This window comes from Oceanobacillus sp. CFH 90083, assembly GCF_009389585.1.
In the GTDB taxonomy this organism is placed as follows: domain Bacteria; phylum Bacillota; class Bacilli; order Bacillales; family Amphibacillaceae; genus Oceanobacillus.
The window spans coordinates 277,672-295,518 of record NZ_VIYG01000004.1 but is presented as its reverse complement, the minus strand read 5'-3'; the positions used below and the strand labels follow the sequence as shown (position 1 = coordinate 295,518).

Annotated in this window: 16 protein-coding genes and 1 pseudogene; 8 read left to right on the top strand and 9 right to left on the bottom strand. The window is 39.7% G+C overall.

All coding sequences use genetic code 11. The features are described from left to right. Positions 1-5 precede the first annotated feature (5 nt). The 3 genes from FLK20_RS08225 to FLK20_RS08215 are packed head-to-tail and all read right to left on the bottom strand — an operon-like array spanning position 6 to position 1,907. The gene (locus FLK20_RS08225) at positions 6-836 is read right to left on the bottom strand and encodes a hypothetical protein (protein ID WP_152656079.1); all 831 of its coding nucleotides are present in this window, start codon (positions 834-836) and stop codon (positions 6-8) included. Continuing rightward, positions 833-1,522 carry an ATP-binding cassette domain-containing protein gene (locus FLK20_RS08220; protein ID WP_152656078.1) on the bottom strand — a complete coding sequence of 230 codons (690 nt, stop codon included), beginning with the start codon at positions 1,520-1,522 and terminating at the stop codon, positions 833-835. Before FLK20_RS08220 ends, FLK20_RS08225 begins: the two co-directional genes overlap by 4 nt. After that, positions 1,515-1,907 carry a GntR family transcriptional regulator gene (locus tag FLK20_RS08215; RefSeq protein WP_152656077.1) on the bottom strand — a complete coding sequence of 131 codons (393 nt, stop codon included), beginning with the start codon at positions 1,905-1,907 and terminating at the stop codon, positions 1,515-1,517. The genes FLK20_RS08220 and FLK20_RS08215 overlap by 8 nt, the downstream gene beginning before the upstream one ends. 320 nt (positions 1,908-2,227) lie before the next feature. Here FLK20_RS08215 and FLK20_RS08210 point away from each other — a divergent pair, with 320 nt between their 5' ends. Further along, positions 2,228-2,983: an exodeoxyribonuclease III gene (locus FLK20_RS08210; protein WP_152656076.1), complete on the top strand. Its 756-nt coding sequence runs from the start codon at positions 2,228-2,230 to the stop codon at positions 2,981-2,983. Positions 2,984-3,234: 251 nt separating this feature from the next. Here FLK20_RS08210 and FLK20_RS08205 read toward each other — a convergent pair whose 3' ends face one another. Next, positions 3,235-4,182 (bottom strand): MBL fold metallo-hydrolase, encoded by a 948-nt coding sequence (locus tag FLK20_RS08205; RefSeq protein WP_152656075.1) that lies wholly within the window; start codon positions 4,180-4,182, stop codon positions 3,235-3,237. A 492-nt stretch (positions 4,183-4,674) separates the two neighbouring features. On the opposite strand from FLK20_RS08205, the gene FLK20_RS08200 reads away from it, so the two are divergent. After that, complete coding sequence (locus tag FLK20_RS08200; RefSeq protein ID WP_152656074.1) at positions 4,675-5,133, top strand: YueI family protein; 459 nt, start codon at positions 4,675-4,677, stop codon at positions 5,131-5,133. A gap of 152 nt (positions 5,134-5,285) precedes the next feature. Here the strand turns inward: FLK20_RS08200 and FLK20_RS08195 are convergent, their stop codons facing one another. Continuing rightward, positions 5,286-6,347, bottom strand: a complete 1,062-nt coding sequence (locus FLK20_RS08195; RefSeq protein WP_152656186.1) for a YkvI family membrane protein — start codon at positions 6,345-6,347, stop codon at positions 5,286-5,288. A 232-nt stretch (positions 6,348-6,579) separates the two neighbouring features. Between FLK20_RS08195 and FLK20_RS08190 the strand changes: the two genes are divergently transcribed. The 5 genes from FLK20_RS08190 to FLK20_RS08170 all read left to right on the top strand — a co-directional run bounded on the left by FLK20_RS08190 (position 6,580) and on the right by FLK20_RS08170 (position 13,085). Beyond that, on the top strand, positions 6,580-7,833 hold the full coding sequence (locus tag FLK20_RS08190) for a PucR family transcriptional regulator (protein WP_152656073.1): 1,254 nt from the start codon (positions 6,580-6,582) through the stop codon (positions 7,831-7,833). Between the two features lie 120 nt (positions 7,834-7,953). Further along, positions 7,954-9,069: an alanine dehydrogenase gene (gene ald / locus FLK20_RS08185; protein WP_152656072.1), complete on the top strand. Its 1,116-nt coding sequence runs from the start codon at positions 7,954-7,956 to the stop codon at positions 9,067-9,069. Positions 9,070-9,218: 149 nt separating this feature from the next. Further along, positions 9,219-9,749: a type 1 glutamine amidotransferase domain-containing protein gene (locus FLK20_RS08180; protein WP_152656071.1), complete on the top strand. Its 531-nt coding sequence runs from the start codon at positions 9,219-9,221 to the stop codon at positions 9,747-9,749. Positions 9,750-9,761: 12 nt separating this feature from the next. After that, positions 9,762-10,928: a conserved virulence factor C family protein gene (locus FLK20_RS08175; RefSeq protein WP_152656070.1), complete on the top strand. Its 1,167-nt coding sequence runs from the start codon at positions 9,762-9,764 to the stop codon at positions 10,926-10,928. Positions 10,929-11,111: 183 nt separating this feature from the next. After that, a complete protein-coding gene (locus tag FLK20_RS08170) occupies positions 11,112-13,085 on the top strand; it encodes an acetoacetate--CoA ligase (RefSeq protein WP_152656069.1) in 1,974 nt (657 codons plus the stop codon). A 134-nt stretch (positions 13,086-13,219) separates the two neighbouring features. On the opposite strand, the gene FLK20_RS08165 is transcribed toward FLK20_RS08170, so the two are convergent. The 3 genes from FLK20_RS08165 to FLK20_RS08155 form a co-directional block, all read right to left on the bottom strand. Continuing rightward, the gene (locus FLK20_RS08165) at positions 13,220-13,696 is read right to left on the bottom strand and encodes a DUF3221 domain-containing protein (RefSeq protein WP_152656068.1); all 477 of its coding nucleotides are present in this window, start codon (positions 13,694-13,696) and stop codon (positions 13,220-13,222) included. A 141-nt stretch (positions 13,697-13,837) separates the two neighbouring features. Then, complete coding sequence (gene panF, locus FLK20_RS08160) at positions 13,838-15,271, bottom strand: sodium/pantothenate symporter (protein ID WP_152656067.1); 1,434 nt, start codon at positions 15,269-15,271, stop codon at positions 13,838-13,840. 42 nt (positions 15,272-15,313) lie between these two features. Continuing rightward, complete coding sequence (locus FLK20_RS08155) at positions 15,314-15,589, bottom strand: YhdT family protein (protein ID WP_152656066.1); 276 nt, start codon at positions 15,587-15,589, stop codon at positions 15,314-15,316. A 535-nt stretch (positions 15,590-16,124) separates the two neighbouring features. On the opposite strand from FLK20_RS08155, the gene FLK20_RS08150 reads away from it, so the two are divergent. Beyond that, positions 16,125-16,649 carry a DinB family protein gene (locus FLK20_RS08150; RefSeq protein ID WP_152656065.1) on the top strand — a complete coding sequence of 175 codons (525 nt, stop codon included), beginning with the start codon at positions 16,125-16,127 and terminating at the stop codon, positions 16,647-16,649. 198 nt (positions 16,650-16,847) lie between these two features. On the opposite strand, the pseudogene FLK20_RS08145 reads toward FLK20_RS08150, so the two are convergent. After that, positions 16,848-17,840 (bottom strand): annotated as a pseudogene (locus tag FLK20_RS08145) (LLM class flavin-dependent oxidoreductase). Positions 17,841-17,847 lie beyond the last annotated feature (7 nt).

Sequence of the window (17,847 nt, the reverse complement as noted above, 5' to 3'; positions counted from 1 at the left end):
CTCTATCACACCCTTATCTTTCTATTTAATAAGTGATTGCTAAAGAATACAGATATTATGGAAAGAACAATGGCTATAGAGAATTGCATCCATAAAAGCTCATTCTTATAAAAATACCCTTGCATGATTCCCTGCAAAATATATGGAGAGAAGACGAGAATAAGTGCGCTAATTCCATAGAAAGCTGCTATAAATATGCCTTTAAAACGATAGCTGCGTTCAATTAGAGTCATCGTAAACAAGACGATAACAAAAGCTGTTCCAAAACCGTAATTAATCACAAAATCAATAAAATTCTCCGGTAACAGGAACTTTAAATAATAAAAACTTCTAATTAATCCTTGAGTGGTTAAATCTAACCGGTAATCTACCGGAATAATCAGCTTTAAGATAACCTGTAGTGCGGGTAAAATAGCCACTTGGAAAGCAATCAGACCGAATACAAAAATTAGAATAGTTACCCCTTTGGAGAAAAATAACTGAATTCGCTTCACCGGCAGCATCAGCAGACGGTAAATAAAGGTATTTTCCCCCAGCCAATCCCGATACCAAATAAATAAAATATATATAAATATTGTCACTGCTGCAATGACAATAGGCAATGTAAACATGAAGCCGGATAATACATTCCCTATAGAAATGAAACCATGATCTTGAAGGAATTGTTCTTTGGACAACCCGTGTTTAACGATACTTTCCGTTATTTCCGATTTCATCATAAAAGAATAAGATAAAACACCAACAGACTCTATCAAAAACACAATTGTAAGTAAACTAATATAGATTGGTAAAAACCGTCTAAATTCAAAATTGACTAGCTTCCCAAACAGCTTCATCCCTGATATACCTCCCTCATCACATCGATGACGGATTTCCCCTCATCTTCTCTTATCTGCTCCGTCATAAATTCCTTTTTCACAACACCGTCAGCTAATAAAACAGCCTTATCAATTAAATGCTCAATATCACTGATTTCATGTGTTGTGATAATCACACCGCGATCCTCTACCAGATGACTGGAAAACACATCGGCAATCTGTTCCCTGCTGAAAATATCGATTCCGGAGAAAGGTTCATCCATTAAAATATAATCTGCATCCATCGCCAGACCCATTAACAAATTCACTTTCGCTGTATTTCCTTTAGATAATTGTGAAATACGCTCATCTTCCTGCAGCTTAAAAAAATTTAATATTTCTTTTGCACGCTTCTCATTCCAATTCTGATAGAAATCTGCCATAAATTGAAATGCATCCTTAATCCGCATTTTAGGTAAAAGTGTCATAGCATCCGGAATATATGTTATTTTCTCCATCATTTTTGGGGATAATTTTTCCCCGTCAATAGTAATTTCTCCTTTTTGATAAGGAGTCAACCCCATTACAGCTTGAAGAATGGTCGTTTTCCCGGCACCATTAATTCCAATTAAACAAGTAATCTGGCCTTTTCCTGCTTCAAAAGTAACCCCATTTAAAATCTTTTTTCTTCCATATCGTTTTTCTACACCGGTCAATTTAATCATGATTCTTTTCATCCTCCTCGCCTAGTTCATTCAATTTCAATTGCACAAGCTCAAAAACTTGTTCTTTGGGAATTTGCAAAGAGGTAATACGATCTACAAATTGATCAATTGCTTCGGTAATTAAGCTTTCACGAATAGCCTCGATACGCTCTGTTTCCTTTGTAATGATGCTCGGTTTATTTCCATCCGTATAAATCAAGCCTTCCTCCTCCATTTCCTTATAAGCTCGCTGTACGGTATTCGGGTTAATTTTTAATTGCTGTGCTAATTCTCTGCGTGAAGGAATTTCTTGACCAGATTTCATTTCACCAATAGCAATCTGCTCTTTGAAATGCCTGATCACCTGGATATATACAGCTTCACGCTTATCAAATCGGATAGCCATCCAATTTCTCACCTCATTCTTCATCGGCATAAGTGTAACTGTATTAATATATTAGTACACCTTGTAAGTGTATTATATGTATAATACACAAGAAAGACAACTATTTTCTTTATGAAATTTAAAATTCTTTATTTGTTGGGGATTGTTATTTATTTTTATGAGTATAGAGTGAGGTTATTGCTATCTGCCAAAACCGTGAAGTGCCTTTATGAAGCCGCAAGAGAACTGCATTCATTTTAAACTCGGTCGGACAGTCTCTATTCCACAGCCAAATATGATAAAATGACAATCAGGAGATAATCAGGAAGGAAGAAAAGCAGATGAAATTAGTTACATGGAACGTCAATGGAATCAGAGCCTGCGTTCGTAAAGGGTTCTTAGATTTCTTTCATGAAATAGATGCAGATTTTTTCTCTATTCAGGAAACAAAGCTGCAGGAAGGACAAATTGAATTAGATTTGAAAGGTTACTATCAATACTGGAATTACGCAGAACGAAAGGGATACTCGGGAACGGCGATTTTTACCAAACACGAGCCGCTCCATGTTTCTTATGGCTTTAGGGATCGGGAAATAGAACCAGAGGGAAGAATTATTACATTGGAGTATCCGGCATTTTACATCGTTAATGTATACACACCAAACTCCAAACGGGACTTAACCCGGCTGGAGGAACGCTTAGAATGGGAGGATAAGATGTTTGCTTACTTGCAGGAGCTTGATACGAAAAAACCGGTTATTTACTGCGGAGATTTAAACGTAGCCCATCAGGAAATCGATTTAAAAAATGATAAAACGAACCATGGCAACTCTGGCTTTACGCAAGAGGAACGTGATAAAATGTCGCGAATTTTAGCTAATGGCTTCACGGATACATTACGTTTTTTCTATCCTGAACGTGATGACATTTTCACGTGGTGGTCCTACATGAAAACAATCCGTGAAAGAAATATCGGCTGGCGCATTGATTACTTTATTGTTTCCAGCCCATTGGAAAAATATCTGGCACACATGGAGGTTCACTCGGGTACACTTGGCAGTGACCATTGTCCAGTAAGTCTGGAAATAAGCTTATAAATCCGGTAAACTTCTTGTTCAATCAAAGAATGGAAAAACAGGAGCATCGAACGTGCCAAATAATTGCGGCATTAAAAAAAGCCCAATGATTAAACCTAATAAAAAAACAGTAATAATGCGTAATTTTTTTCGCATTTTTTATTCATACCCTTCTCTTATGACAGTTGAAAAGGAAGTGCTCCAGTGCACTCCTTTTCTTTTTTTGATCTAAAGAAGACACTTCTTCGCGTATATGAAAGAAATACATATACTTACTTCTTCTGTAAATAATCAACCATGCCAAGCGCACTTAATTGTAAATCTACATGAATCATCTGATAGACTTCATGCGCATCATCAATTCCTTGCTCCCGAAGCTCTGATTGGACATATACCAGCAAACGCTCGGCAATCTCATCATAGCCTTGTCCTTCTGCAACGGCAGCCTCTGCTTCTTTCACAAAAATATCTAACCATGACTCTGCCTGTTTTAGAGCTTCTTCCACTAAATCGGTTTCTCCAAAATGGCCGAAATAGATATAATCCAATTGCTTCTCACGGAACCTCTGTAAGGACTTTTTCATGGCCGCCGGATCAAAATGATTGGGAGAAGTAGATGGTAAAAAGAAATTCACTCCATGCGGAAATAACTGTTCATACTGAATTCCAGCCGTATCACCTGTAAACATGCCATTACTTACCGGATCATAGATGCCCAAATGATGTCTGGCATGCCCCGGAGTATCCCAAAACTCTAATATCCGTTCTTCCGCAATTTGCAAGGTATCTCCCTCTGTTTTCTCCACCATTCTTTCTTCAGCAGCCGGAACAATCGGATCATATAATTCTGAAAAGCGTTCTCCATAAATCGCCCGGGCTCCAGCTGCCAATTTGTTAGGTTCAGCCAGATGCCTCTTTCCTCTTGGATGAACGTATAAAGTGGCATGAGGACAGCATTCTAATAAGCGCCCCGCTCCACCGGCATGGTCTAAATGAACATGTGTCACAATAATATGTTTGACATCTGCAAACGAATATCCTAACGCTTCTAACCCTTTCTTGATATAAGGCACAGAAGGGCTTGGACCTGTTTCAACAATTGTAAGCTGATCCGCTTCAATGACATAAGCCCCTGTTCTTCCGCTTACACCAAAATCAAAACCATCGATTAGTGAAATATCATGATGGAGCTTCATTGGCTTTCTAGCATATACCTGCATAATAATCCCTCATTTCGGCAATATATTTCTAAAGGGGGTTCAAAGGGAGCAATTATTTTCCGTGGCGATGCTACTTACGTATTGAACAGTTTACAAGAACTTCTGTTAAAGCAGGCCACACCGTATTGAAGGAGCAAAAATCACCTCAACACGTGAGAAGCCTGCATATAAAACCAGGACGCTTTCACCAGCAGAAACCACCATCTACAAACCTTTTGAACACATACTTTTAACTTAGCGTTAATCTTATCTTAACATGTTTTATAATAAGCTTCGCATCATTTTGAATACTATTTATTAAATTACCTCGTATGCAGCAGTCTAAAAAATAGGAAATACGGATGATTTTCTTTGCTTGCCTCCATACAATAAGGTACATTAGATGGAGAATCGCTTTTTAAGATAATGTTCAAAAAACCCATTAGATACTCACAAGGAATGTATTCATTTTGAACATGTATTTAAAGAAGATGTAAAAAAGGATGAAATGGAATGGATCAAAAAAATGTAGATGATTACCTGCAGGAAGGGATGTATGGAACACGTCTGCCAAAGGATAGTGAGCGGAAGAAATATCTTGGAACACTGCGTGAACGCATTGCCTTTGTCTTAACAGTTGGAGAGGTTATGGCTAACAGGGGGCTCGATGAATTAGAACGGCAGTTGCAGCAGCATCCAAAGACAAAGCTCTTATTAAATGGAAATATTTCATACCGTTTTTTAAAAGAAGAAAAGGAGCTGGCTGATCGATTTTCCATCCCCCATACAACTGTAAGCAACCCGGAAAACGATACAGAGATTGGTTTGGTACTCACCTATTCCCATGCTGTAGAGATAGAGCATATCTACCTTAGAGATATTGAAGACGTACCCGTACAAAAGAAGAAAGCAGCAAAGACTGATGATACACCAAAAGGGCTCGTCGCCAAATTAAAAAAACTATTCCAATAATCTGCAGCTCCATGATAAAACGTATGGATAAGAGAAGTGAAAGCAAATAATTTACACAAGCTTTTTCTCTTGTACTCCATACGTTTTTTCATGTTATTTTATCACAGATAACCATCCGTAAAACTTCCACTGATTGAAGTTTCGTTGATGCATCACTTATCTTCAAAATCAATATTTTTCAATCTAAACGGTGTAATAATCAGTACAACTATCAATGCTAATCCCATATAGCCAATCAATGTATAAAATTTAGAAACCAGGTCTGTAAAGCCGACAAAGCTTAAAATAAACCCTGCTACTAACGTGATTGCTAAAATAATATTAAATTTCTTCGTTTCTACTTTTGCAAATCTGGCAACAAATGCAAAGAACATACTGATTGCTGTATTAAAAATCATTCCAAATAGCACAAGCGCCATCAAAATACCCAATACCGGCGAAATATTATTTACAATGCCCAACATCGGCATTTCCAAGCTCCCAACCTCTTCAATCTTAGCAAAAATCGCAAAATGACTAAGAAGAATTAACACACCCAGCCCGATTCCGCCTACTAATCCACCAATGGCAGCTGTTTTTCGATCCTTCTCTGCACTCCCCATAACAATAGACATTGCTGCACCAACCGATGTATTGAACGTAGCATAGTTTAATCCTGCGATAAACCAATTCGGAAAATTCGGCCCATGGCTTCTCGCCGCGTTATTTAGCTCGGAAAAAGAGCTATCCATTGTCCAAAAGCTATAAATAGAAATTAAAATAACAAATAAAATTAAAAATGGTGTGATACTGCTAATAACGGCAACAACTTTATCCACTTTCAGCATGCCAGTTAAGAGAACTAATACAGACATCAGAATGGCACCGACAACATGGGGCAGCCCAAATTGCTGATTAAGGTTTGCTCCTGCACCGGCAAGCATTACAACCCCTACACCAAATACGGTAAATACAAGCACACAATCCACGACAAAGCCAAAGTATTTACCGCTAATCTTATAAATGACTTCATTATAAGATGATGTCTGCGCTCTGCTTCCCAGCCAGACAAGCATCATACCAACATATGCAAAGAGCACCGTTGAAACAAAGGCAGCCAGAATACCAAGTGTTCCAAAACTTGTAAAATACTGCAGTACCTCTTGCCCTGAAGCAAATCCCGCGCCGACAATCACTCCGATGAACGCGCTTGCAATTACGAAAATTTTCATTATTTTTCTCATCTATTTCTTCCCCCTTGTTCCTTGCATTTCAAAACTATCAGGTGAAATCTTTTTATGTATATACTAAAATAAAGATAGTACCTGTATTCTGTATTTAAAAGACTACTTATGGAAAATGATAGTTATTTTAACAAGAAAAAGCAAGTATACAAATTATTGAATTTATTCAAAAGAATATAACAATATACTTCATATGAATATTTCTTATAAGGGAGTACATCTCATGGAGCCTTCTAATCCAAAAAATAATAAAATATTATCTTTGCAGCAGCCCTTTTCTAATTTAGATAGTCTCGCCGATACAATTAGCGAGGTATTAGCATGTCCCATCACCATTGAGGATGCCAATCATTATGTTTTAGCCTATAGCAAACATACAGAAAATATTGATCAAGCCCGAATAGGTACGATTATGAACCGGAAAGTCCCTGATAAAGTCATCAACGGATTATGGAAAAACGGAGCAATGCCTAAGCTGATTGATAACGATCAGCCTGTTATTATTCCTGAAATTAAGGAAATTGGGCTTGGGAATCGGATAGCTATTTCCATCTGGAAGAATAATGAAATATTAGGATTTATTTGGGCACATACTGGAAACAAGGAATATGCTGCAGATGATTTGGAAGCCCTGAAAAAGGCGGCTCAACAAGTGAAAAAGTTTATTTTACAAAAGCTGCCTGATAGAAAAAACACGGAACAAGCGTATAAGGATTTTTTCTGGCAATTGTTAACAGCAGATTTTGTCAACACAAGCATCATTCAATCCTATGAAAAACAATTCAATATCCAGCTGCAGGACGGTTTGGCTATCGTTGTCTTCCGATTTGAAGATGAAATCACGCCGCAAATTGAAAAGCATGCCTATTACCTTTCAGAAACAGTCATGCAGGTCAATACTATCTTCCGTTTATTTGATGATCAGGATTTCATTTTATTAGTGCGTTTATGGAAGGATGATGATACATCTGATAAGATTCATCAATTTATCAGCCAGTTTCAGGAAAAAATAAGCATACAGCTGCAGTTGACTTCCATGTATGGTGCAGCAAGCCAGATTTATAGCTCAGCAAAAGATATGACACGTGCTTATGAAGAAGCACTCCAGGGTCTTTCATTACAAAAACAATTTCCTAATCAACTCGACGCTTGTTTTCTTTATGAAGATTTAGGCATCTTTCAGTGGATAGATATGCTGAATAGACATCGTCAAAAGCGGCAGCATACAAATAAGTACATTTACAAGCTGCAGCAGTATGATCAACGTCAGCAAAGTAATTTATTGTATACTTTAGAAAAATTTTTGGAGAACGACTCAAATGTTCATCGAACAGCAAAGGCTCTGTTTATCCATCCGAACACAATGAATTACCGTTTAAAAAGAATTTACGAAATTAGCCATCTTGATTTGAAAAACCCGCATCAAAAAATAGCGGTTTATTTAGAATTATTAGCCGATAAACTGGGGAGACCGTAGCGTTTGTGTAAATACACAAACGCTACGGTCTCAATTCATTTATTTTCATAATGAAACTCCACAAAGAAAGCGTTATCATTATAAATATAAACGATAAGATAAACAAAGGGGCGAATGAACATGATTATTGGAGTTCCCAAAGAGATAAAGAACAATGAAAACCGTGTCGCGATGACACCGGCTGGAGTGATTAACCTGATTCAATCCGGACAGACCATTCTGATTGAATCAGAAGCAGGATTGGGAAGCGGCTTTACAGATGAAGAATACAAGCAGGCAGGAGCAGAAATTATTACAGAGGCAAAGGACGTCTGGGATCGTTCGGATATGATCATGAAGGTAAAAGAGCCTTTGGAATCAGAGTATCCGTACTTCCGAAAAGGGCTGGTACTGTTTACTTATCTTCATTTGGCTGCTGATGCAAGGTTAACAGCGGAATTGGTCGACAAGGAAGTGACAGCCATTGCCTATGAAACCATTGCGATAGGCAAAACGCTTCCACTTCTGACACCGATGAGCGAGGTAGCCGGACGAATGGCTACACAGCTTGGCGCACAGTATTTAGAGAAATCCAAAGGTGGAAAAGGTATTTTGCTTGGCGGAGTTCCCGGTGTAAAACGAGGAAAAGTAACCGTCATCGGCGGCGGTGTTGTTGGTACGAATGCAGCACGTGTAGCTATTGGTCTCGGAGCGGACGTTACAATGATTGATTTAAACCCGCAGCGTCTCCGTGAATTAGAAGAGATTTTCGGGTCCAGTATTCAAACATTAATGTCTAATCCATTTAATATTGAAGAAGCAGTCAGAGATTCTGACCTTGTGATTGGTTCCGTATTAATTCCAGGCAGAAAAGCGCCGAAGCTTGTCACAGAAGCAATGATTCAATCCATGCAGCCGGGCAGTGTTATTGTTGATGTGGCAATTGACCAGGGGGGTAACTTTGAAACAGTTGACCATCCGACCACTCATGAAGATCCTATCTATGTAAAGCATAATGTCCTTCACTATGCAGTTGCCAATATTCCTGGTGCTGTTCCGCGTACAGCAACAGTCGGACTGACGAATGTAACTGTACCATATGCAATGAATATTGCGAAACAAGGAGTAGAAAAAGCTATTCAAAACAATGCTCCTATCGCCAGCGGTGTGAATGTCATGAATGGCCATGTCACCAATGAAGCTGTTGCAAATGATTTAAATTATCAATATGTAGCTGTACAGGATGCTTTTTCATAAGTGTAAGATGATACCATCACTTCTAACTGTTGAGGTGATGGTATTTTTTGATTTCCATCATATACTGTATTTTAAGCATAAAAACCTTTCTAATCGTCATTTTGATACCAGTCTGTTACACTTATTTTATACAGAATGGAGGGATTATTTTGCGTTTACAGAATCAAAAGGTTATCGCACTTGTCGATCATGATTTTGAAGATTTGGAACTATGGTATCCTGTTCACCGTCTGCGTGAAGAAGGTGCTCAGGTAGATTTAGTCGGACAAGCTGCCAATCAGAAATATATTGGAAAATACGGTGTTCCTGCTGAATCAGACTATGCTTTTTCAGAAGTGAATCCAGAAGATTATGACGCCATTCTGGTTCCCGGAGGCTGGGCCCCAGATAAGCTTCGCCGTTTCCCTGAGGTTATCAGCCTTGTTCAGCATATGAATGAGCATAAAAAGCCAATCGGTCAAATATGTCATGCCGGCTGGGTATTAATCTCTGCCAATATTTTAGAAGGCAGAACAGTAACCAGCACACCGGGAATTAAAGATGATATGACCAATGCTGGTGCAAAATGGATAGATGAGCCTGTTGTTTCTGATAGTCATCTTGTATCAAGCAGAAGACCGCCAGATTTACCGGATTATCTACGTGAATTAATCAAAGTGATGGAAGAATACCGTCATTAAAGGGGTTATTAAATGAGAATTGTTTCTATAGAACCAACACCCAGCCCGCATTCGATGAAAATCAATGTAAATGAAACCTTACCCCCTGATGAAACATATAATTACAGTGACAAGGATGATTTAGCTCATGCACCGAAATATGTGCAGGAGCTTTTCACACTGGAAGGGGTTAAAAATATCTATCGGGTTGTCGATTTTATTGCTTTGGCCCGGAATCCGAAAACACCATGGGAAGAACTGCTACCGCAAGTCCGGAAAGTATTAGGGACAGAGGAGGCTTTCAATCAGGCAGATGAACTTTCTAATGCCGCTGAAGCACCTGCTGATACATTTGGAGAGGTTCATGTTTTTATCCAAACATTTTTAGGAATTCCCATGCAAGTAAAGCTGGAGGAAGGAGACAGAGAAGAGCGCTTCGGGCTGCCAGAACGGTTTTCCAATGCAGTAATGGAGGCTTCTCCTGCTTCTGAAAATGTTATTATGGACCGGAAATGGGAAGAACAGCATCCGCGCTATGGAAATCTGGAGGAAATCGGACATGATGTTGTGGAAGAGCTAAAAGCAAGCTTTGATCAGGAGCGGCTGGATACACTTGTAAAAATGGCTTTGCAAACAGATAAAAGTGCAGGCAGCGCAACGAACTACTATCAGCATGTCCCAATTGAAAAACTGGATAACCCTGATTGGCGTGAACGCTATGCTGCCCTGGACCGTTTAGACCCGACACTGGACGATCTTGCCCTTCTGGAAAAAGCTATCCACGATGAAAAAGCATCTATCCGCCGACTGGCAACAGCTTATTTGGGCATGCTGGAGGATAAAGCAGCACTGCCATTACTGTATGAAGCTTTAGCTGATAAAGCCGTCAATGTCCGTAGAACCGCAGGAGATTGTATCTCTGACTTAGGTTTCACAGAGGCTATCCCTGGCATGATTGAAACATTAAAGGATAAGAGCCGGATTGTCCGTTGGCGCGGGGCCATGTTTTTATATGAGGTTGGAGATGAATCTGCTATCCCTGCCCTTCAAGAAGCCGCTGCTGATGAGCCGGAATTCGAGGTTCGTATGCAGATAAAATTAGCTCTGGAACGTATTGAAGGCGGTGAACAGGCAAAAGGTTCTGTTTGGCATCAGATGACACAGGCTGCCAAATCCAAAACCGATCTCACCACAGACTAATATCAGCTAATTCAGGGCATCTGCTCCTGAATTAGCTTTTTTGACAGTCATTTAAAATAAAAAATAACATACTGCTCCCTGGATATCAGCTCAGAAACATATATTTTTCCATTCCAATTTCTTTACGGTCAGAAAGCGTTTTCTTATAATAATAGTATCGTAGTATTTGAAGGGGGATTACAGATGAGTGTACAAGAAGGCACTTTACTTTTTAAACCTGACAATGTACAAATGGAACAGTCAAACATCACTTCCTACCGTACTTGGTTACAGGAACATAAACAAATCCACACACAGGATTATCATACTTTATGGAAATGGTCTGTCGAGGATCTCAATACATTCTGGGAATCCATTTGGGAATATTTTAAAATCCAGTCGCACGATCCTTATCAGTCCGTTCGCTCAGGTAATCAGATAATCGGAACAAAATGGTTTCCTGAAGCAACGATCAATTATACAGAGCATGTATTCCGAAATAAGGCACTAAACAGCCCGGCTATTATTCATACATCGGAAACTCGAAAGCTGCAGGAGATTTCCTGGGAAAAACTTTATCAGGATACTGCTGCTCTTCAAAAAACACTGCAGAAGCAAGGGATTCAAAAAGGAGATCGTGTTGTCTGCTATGCGCCAAACATCTATGAAACTGTTGTTGCTTTCCTGGCAACGGCAAGCTTAGGAGCCATTTGGTCCAGCGCTTCCCCTGACTTTGGAACAAAAAGTGTCATGGAACGTTTTCAGCAAATAGAGCCAAAAGCAATGATTACTGTCGACGGCTATTCTTATAATGGGAAGAAGTTTAATAGATTAGACGTTGTTAAAGAGCTGCAAACTGCACTCCCTTCCTTAAAAGCAACAATAACTATTCCTTATCTAAATAACGAAGCCGATTTCAGTGCATGTGTCCACCCAATTTCCTGGAATGATGCAACAGCCCGTCAAGAAAAGCTGGAAATGACTTATACTCCCGTCGCCTTTAATGACCCGCTGTGGGTATTATACTCTTCTGGAACAACAGGAAAACCGAAGCCGATTGTCCACAGTCAGGGCGGAATCTTATTAGAACATGTAAAGGCTATCCATTTGCATATGGATTTAAGCGCAGGTTCACGCTTTTTCTGGTTTACAACAACCGGCTGGATGATGTGGAACTTCCTTGTCGGCGGGTTGTTGACAGGAGCCTCGATTATCCTTTATGATGGCAGCCCTGTATATCCTGACAAGCAGATTTTATGGCGGCTTGCCGAACAGACAAAAATGAATGTATTTGGCACCAGTGCCAGCTTTATAACTGCTTGTATGAATGAACATCTCAAGCCTAAAAGTAATTTTGATTTATCTCATTTGAAAAATATCAGCTCTACAGGCTCCCCGCTTTCTCCAGAAGGGTTTGAGTGGTGCTATACCCATGTAAAAGATAATATTTGGTTATCATCTGTAAGCGGCGGCACTGATGTATGTACAGCCTTTTTGCTTGGCACCCCTACGCTCCCGGTATATGCTGGTGAAATCCAATGTGCAGGACTTGGAGCGAAAGTAGAAAGCTTTGATAGAGATGGCAATGCTTTAATCAATGAAATTGGCGAGCTTGTCTTAACTGCCCCATTTCCAAGTATGCCGATTTATTTCTGGAATGATGAATCTGGGCTACGGATGTATCATAGTTATTTTGATACCTTTCCAGGAATTTGGTGCCATGGAGATTATATAAAATTAACGGCTAGAAATACCGCTATCATTTACGGTAGATCCGATGCTACCATTAACCGGGGCGGTATCCGCATTGGAACGAGTGAAATTTATCGTGCAGTGGATCATGTTGAAGAAATTGATGATAGCTTAATGGTTGACTTGCCTAAAGGTAATGGTGATTCCATTACACCGTTATTTGTTGTGATGAAAGATGGAGAAGAATTGACCGAACACCTTAAACAGGAAATTAAGCAGCAGCTCCGTACCCACTGCTCGCCAAGACATGTACCGACACATATTTATGAAATAAAAGAGCTTCCTAAAACACTTAATGGCAAGAAAGTCGAAATTCCCGTTAAAAAAATTCTGATGGGACAGGATGCAGCGACTGTTATTAATAAAGGTTCCCTGATTAATCCGGGAAGCCTGGATTATTTTATTGACTTAGCTGAGAAAATATGAAAAGTGCTGATGGAGGAATCTTATCCTTCCATCAGCACTTTTTCACTTACATCAAGTTAATAAAACATATGTATTTATTTTACCCAACACAAACTACTGTGCCTTGCCCTGCCAAACGCAGCTGTTAAAAAATATTATTCCGTAAAATTCACTACTTCAACATCCGTTACTTCTCCAATTTGTGCCGGATGAGATTCCATTATTCCTCCCTTAAATGTCACCTTCACATACTCCCCATTATTCAAATCGTATTTGTTCTGAAAGAAAATCGGATATACCGGATCCTCCAATTGCTCGAAATAACGGATATACGCTTCATTTTCTGCATGGCTGCCCTCTGTTAAAACAAATTGTTGATTTAAATAGTCTTCTAAATAATTATTCATATAATACATATACGTTGATGCTTCATCAAAGCTTTCAAACGGCTCACGCATATCAATGTACCCATGAAAATAATACCCTAGTAATGTACTCTCTTCATCTTCAAATGTACTGGTGTTATTTTCGCCCTTATCATTCGACAGATTCTCAGAAGGACTGGAAAAAGTAAAGATACTAAATAAAAACAATAGCAACACTACTGTAATCAAAAGAATAACTTTTTTCAATATAATCACCTTTCCCCCTTATAATAATCACTTCAGTACGGCAGCAAAACTTCTTCTTCACCCTGGAAATGTTCCACCGCATCCTTTTTCCAATAATCCATAAAGCCTCCTATTGATTCTCCTGTCTGCTTCTATACTATTTTACGTTGATATCATTTCTTTTTTAGACAATAGACTCCCTGAAACATATGCTACCAAAGCCAGAAGCATAGATGTCACAACAGAATGCATGCCAAACGGCTGCGGATAAAATGTTTCAAAAATAATATAGCTGATGACACCTGTAAGCATCGAAGCAATCGCTCCATACCGGGTCCCTCGCTTCCAATAAAGTCCGAGAATAATCGGCCAGATAAAAGCGGCCTCCAAACCGCCCATCGAGAATAAATTCAGCCAAATAATTAAATCAGGCGGCTGCAGCGACATTACAACAACGACGATACCTATTAAGGCAGTTGCCCCCATACTCCACATACGAATTATCTTATCACTTGCATCGGGACGAACATAGTTTAGATAAACATCTTTTACAATCGCAGAGCTTACCATTAACAATAACGAATTGACCGTTGTCATAATTGCAGCCATCGGGGCAGCCAACACAATCCCTGCTGCCCACCCCGGTAAAACAGCCTGGGCTAACTCCGGCATGACGGTATCACCAATTTCGATACCAGGAAGTATTGTCCTGCCAAATACACCAATTAAATGCATATTTAACATAATAAAACCGACAACAAAAGTGCTGATAATAATACCGCGATGCAGCGCCTTTGCATTTTTATAGGACATCGCACGAACAGCAATCTGCGGCAGGGCAACAACACCAACACCGACTAATACCCAGAAGGAAGAGACATAAGCAGGTGTCAAACCTCCATCTGCACCAAATGGTGTAATAAGATTGGGATTCTCTGCAGCCAGATCATTCATAATTTGAGATACACCGCCCCCTGCACTAATGACTGCCACAAGTAAAATAAGCGTCCCCATAAACATAATAATACCCTGGATTCCGTCTGTAATAGCTACTGCCCGAAACCCGCCGACAACAACATATACTAAAACTGCAAGTGAAAAAATACATAATGCCGTAAAATACGATATGCCTGTCAATGATTGAATCAGGCGTGCTCCGCCAATCCACTGTGCCGACATCGCTGAGAATAAGAAAATCAAAATACTGGCTGCGGAAAGAATCACAACCCATTTCGATTGATATCTTTCCTTTAAAAAATCAACAATTGTAACTGCTTTATACTTTCTTGTGACAATAGCGAAACGTTTGCCAAGGACCATCAATACAAAATAACCTGTTGCAAGCTGCGTCATTGATAGCAGCACCCAGCCAAGCCCTTCATTATAGGCTGTTCCCGGGCCGCTTAGAAAACTGCTCGCACTTCCATAGGTTGTTACAAGTGTCATTGCCAAAATAAATCCGCCGAGACTTCTTCCTCCAAGAAAATATTCCTGTAGAAATGAATCAGAGCGGCTGACAAATTTTCCAGCCCAAATTCCAACTATAAAAACAATCACAATAAAGATAAATAGTGGTAAAACTGCTTCCCAATTCATGTCCCTTCTCCTTTGATATATCTAAAATGAAATATCCTTCTGCTATTCTTCCCCTTCTGCTTCTAAAGACATATCTTTAAAAAAGAATTTAACTACAAATACGGTCAAGCCCATCATCACAGCAAATCCAAGAATGCAGCTGAAGAAAAACCACGCGGGAAAACCGAATATGTAATGATAGGATTCTGGAGATTTGCTCCCCAATCCATAAGCAAATCCAAACCACCAGAAAAAATTAAACATTACAAGACCAATTCCGGCCAGAGCTTCCCTGTTAGCAGCCTTATAACGTTTGTCCTTCCAAACTTTTCTCTTCATATAAAAACCCCTGACTATCCAGAAAAGATTATTTTCTTTCTTACTATAGTCAACTTCCTGGTCTCTGTAAACCAATTGACTTGAAATGAGAGCGGTATATCAAAATACTTACCAAACAGTATTCATTGTTATATTGCAGTCTCCCTCTTTACCGTTATAATAAAGAGAGATCAGAAAAACTTTATATCCTCTCCATGTACTGGATTATCTTGAAAATAGAATTGTCAGAGTGTGTCACTTATCGATCAAAATCACTTTGAAAATCGTTGAAAGAATTGAATCCAGACTTTTACAGCAGGGGGGAATCTGACAGCAATACTCTTCGTAAGATTCTGATCCAAATCGCACTTTAGGGCAGGATCAGAAAGAGTCAGCTCTGGAGCATTCGTCATGAACCAGCGCCTGTCGATTGTATAGTATTTATCAGATAGAAGGGGATACCCGCTCCCTGTTTAGAAGAAACAAATCTCTGCGGCTTTCCCTATAAGCGCAGGAAGCAAAGCTGATTGTAAAAAACATAGGAAGGGGTATTAGAATGAATTTTGATATGAAAGAAGCTATGGAAATATTAGAACGCTCCCCGAAAACATTAACAGCTCTTTTATCCGGATTATCTTGCGGGTGGCTTGAATGCAATGAAGGGGAAGGAACCTGGAATGCCGCTGAAGTGATAGAGCATCTTATTGAAGCCGAAAAACATAATTGGATACCTCGACTAAAAACGATTCTTCAAGAGGGAGAGAATAAACCATTCCCTCCATTTGACCGCTATGCCCACTTAAATAAAACCGAGCAAAGACCGATAGAACAAAAGCTGCATGAATTCAATGCGATACGGGCAGAAAATATAATTAAACTGAAAGAATTTGTTCAGCCTGAAACACACCTTAAATTAACCGGAAATCACCCGGAATTTGGCACCGTAGCGTTGAGTGAATTACTTTCCACATGGGTAGTACATGATTTAACACATATTTCCCAAATCGTCCGGGTAATGGCTGAAAGATACCGTTCAGATGTCGGCCCCTGGCAAGCATATTTAGGCATACTGAAGAAATAGCTGTTCCGGGAGCACCCCCTAAAATTCCAACGCTTCCAAATATTAAGAAATGACAAGCATCCTCACCCCAAAGCCGCCAAGACTTTTTCGTCTGGAAAATATTCCTGCAGAAACGAGTCGGAGCGGCTTGAATCATTTACCTTTTCAAATTACACGCCTATAAACACAGATACAGTAAATAATCTTTGCTTCTATGCTTTAGAGCATTGCCTCCGCCAGCAGGCGATAGGATTTTTTCTTCGCTTCGAAATCAAAAATATTATTGATGACCATAAATTCGTCGACCTGATATTTCTCCTGTAATTCTAACAGCTGCTTTTTCACTGTTTCCGGCGTTCCAATAATACATCGGCTTCTATTCCTCTCTATCATCTGCTTATCCTCTTGACTTTGTTTATTTCTGCGAACATCCTTTGAAGATGTTACTTTTGTTCCCAGTCCTTTACTGACATTCAGTAACCATTTATCCTGCGTGAGCGCATGCTCCTCCGCTTCCGCTTCCGTCTCTGCACAGACTATGAAAATACAGACGATAGACTCCGGCTCTTCCATCGTAACAGATGGTGAAAAGTTATCCCGATACGTTTGAAGTGCTTTCACACCATTTTCCGGATAGATAAAATGCCCAAACACAAAGCCTGTCCCCAGTTTCGCTGCATGTTTTGCACTGCGATCTGATAAACCCAGCAGCCAAAGCGGCGGCACCTGTGCAATACGTGGACTGGCTTTTACTAAACGAAAATCATGCCCCCGCGGCAATGAATTATGCAAAAATCCTTGCAAATCAGCAGCCTGTCTGGGAAATTCAGCTGAATTCCTGCTTGGATTATCTAACAGCGCAGCCCTTGTCTGCGGAGAACCTCCCGGGGAATTTCCAACACCAATATCGATTCGATCTGGAAAAAATGCCGCTAATGTTTTGGCAATCTCTGCAACTTTATAAGCGCTGTACTGCGGCAGCAAAATACCACCGGAACCGACACGAATACGACTTGTTACAGAGGCAATTCTTGTCATCACTATTTCCGGAGCAGAAATGGCAAGTCCATTTGTATTATGGTGCTCTGCAACTCAAAAACGGTGATAACCAAGCTCTTCTGTCCATTTTGCCAGCTCTAACGTATGCTGTAATGCAATTTCCGGTGTTTCCCCCATAGAAATCGGGGATTGATCCAATACACTTAATCTCATAGAAAAC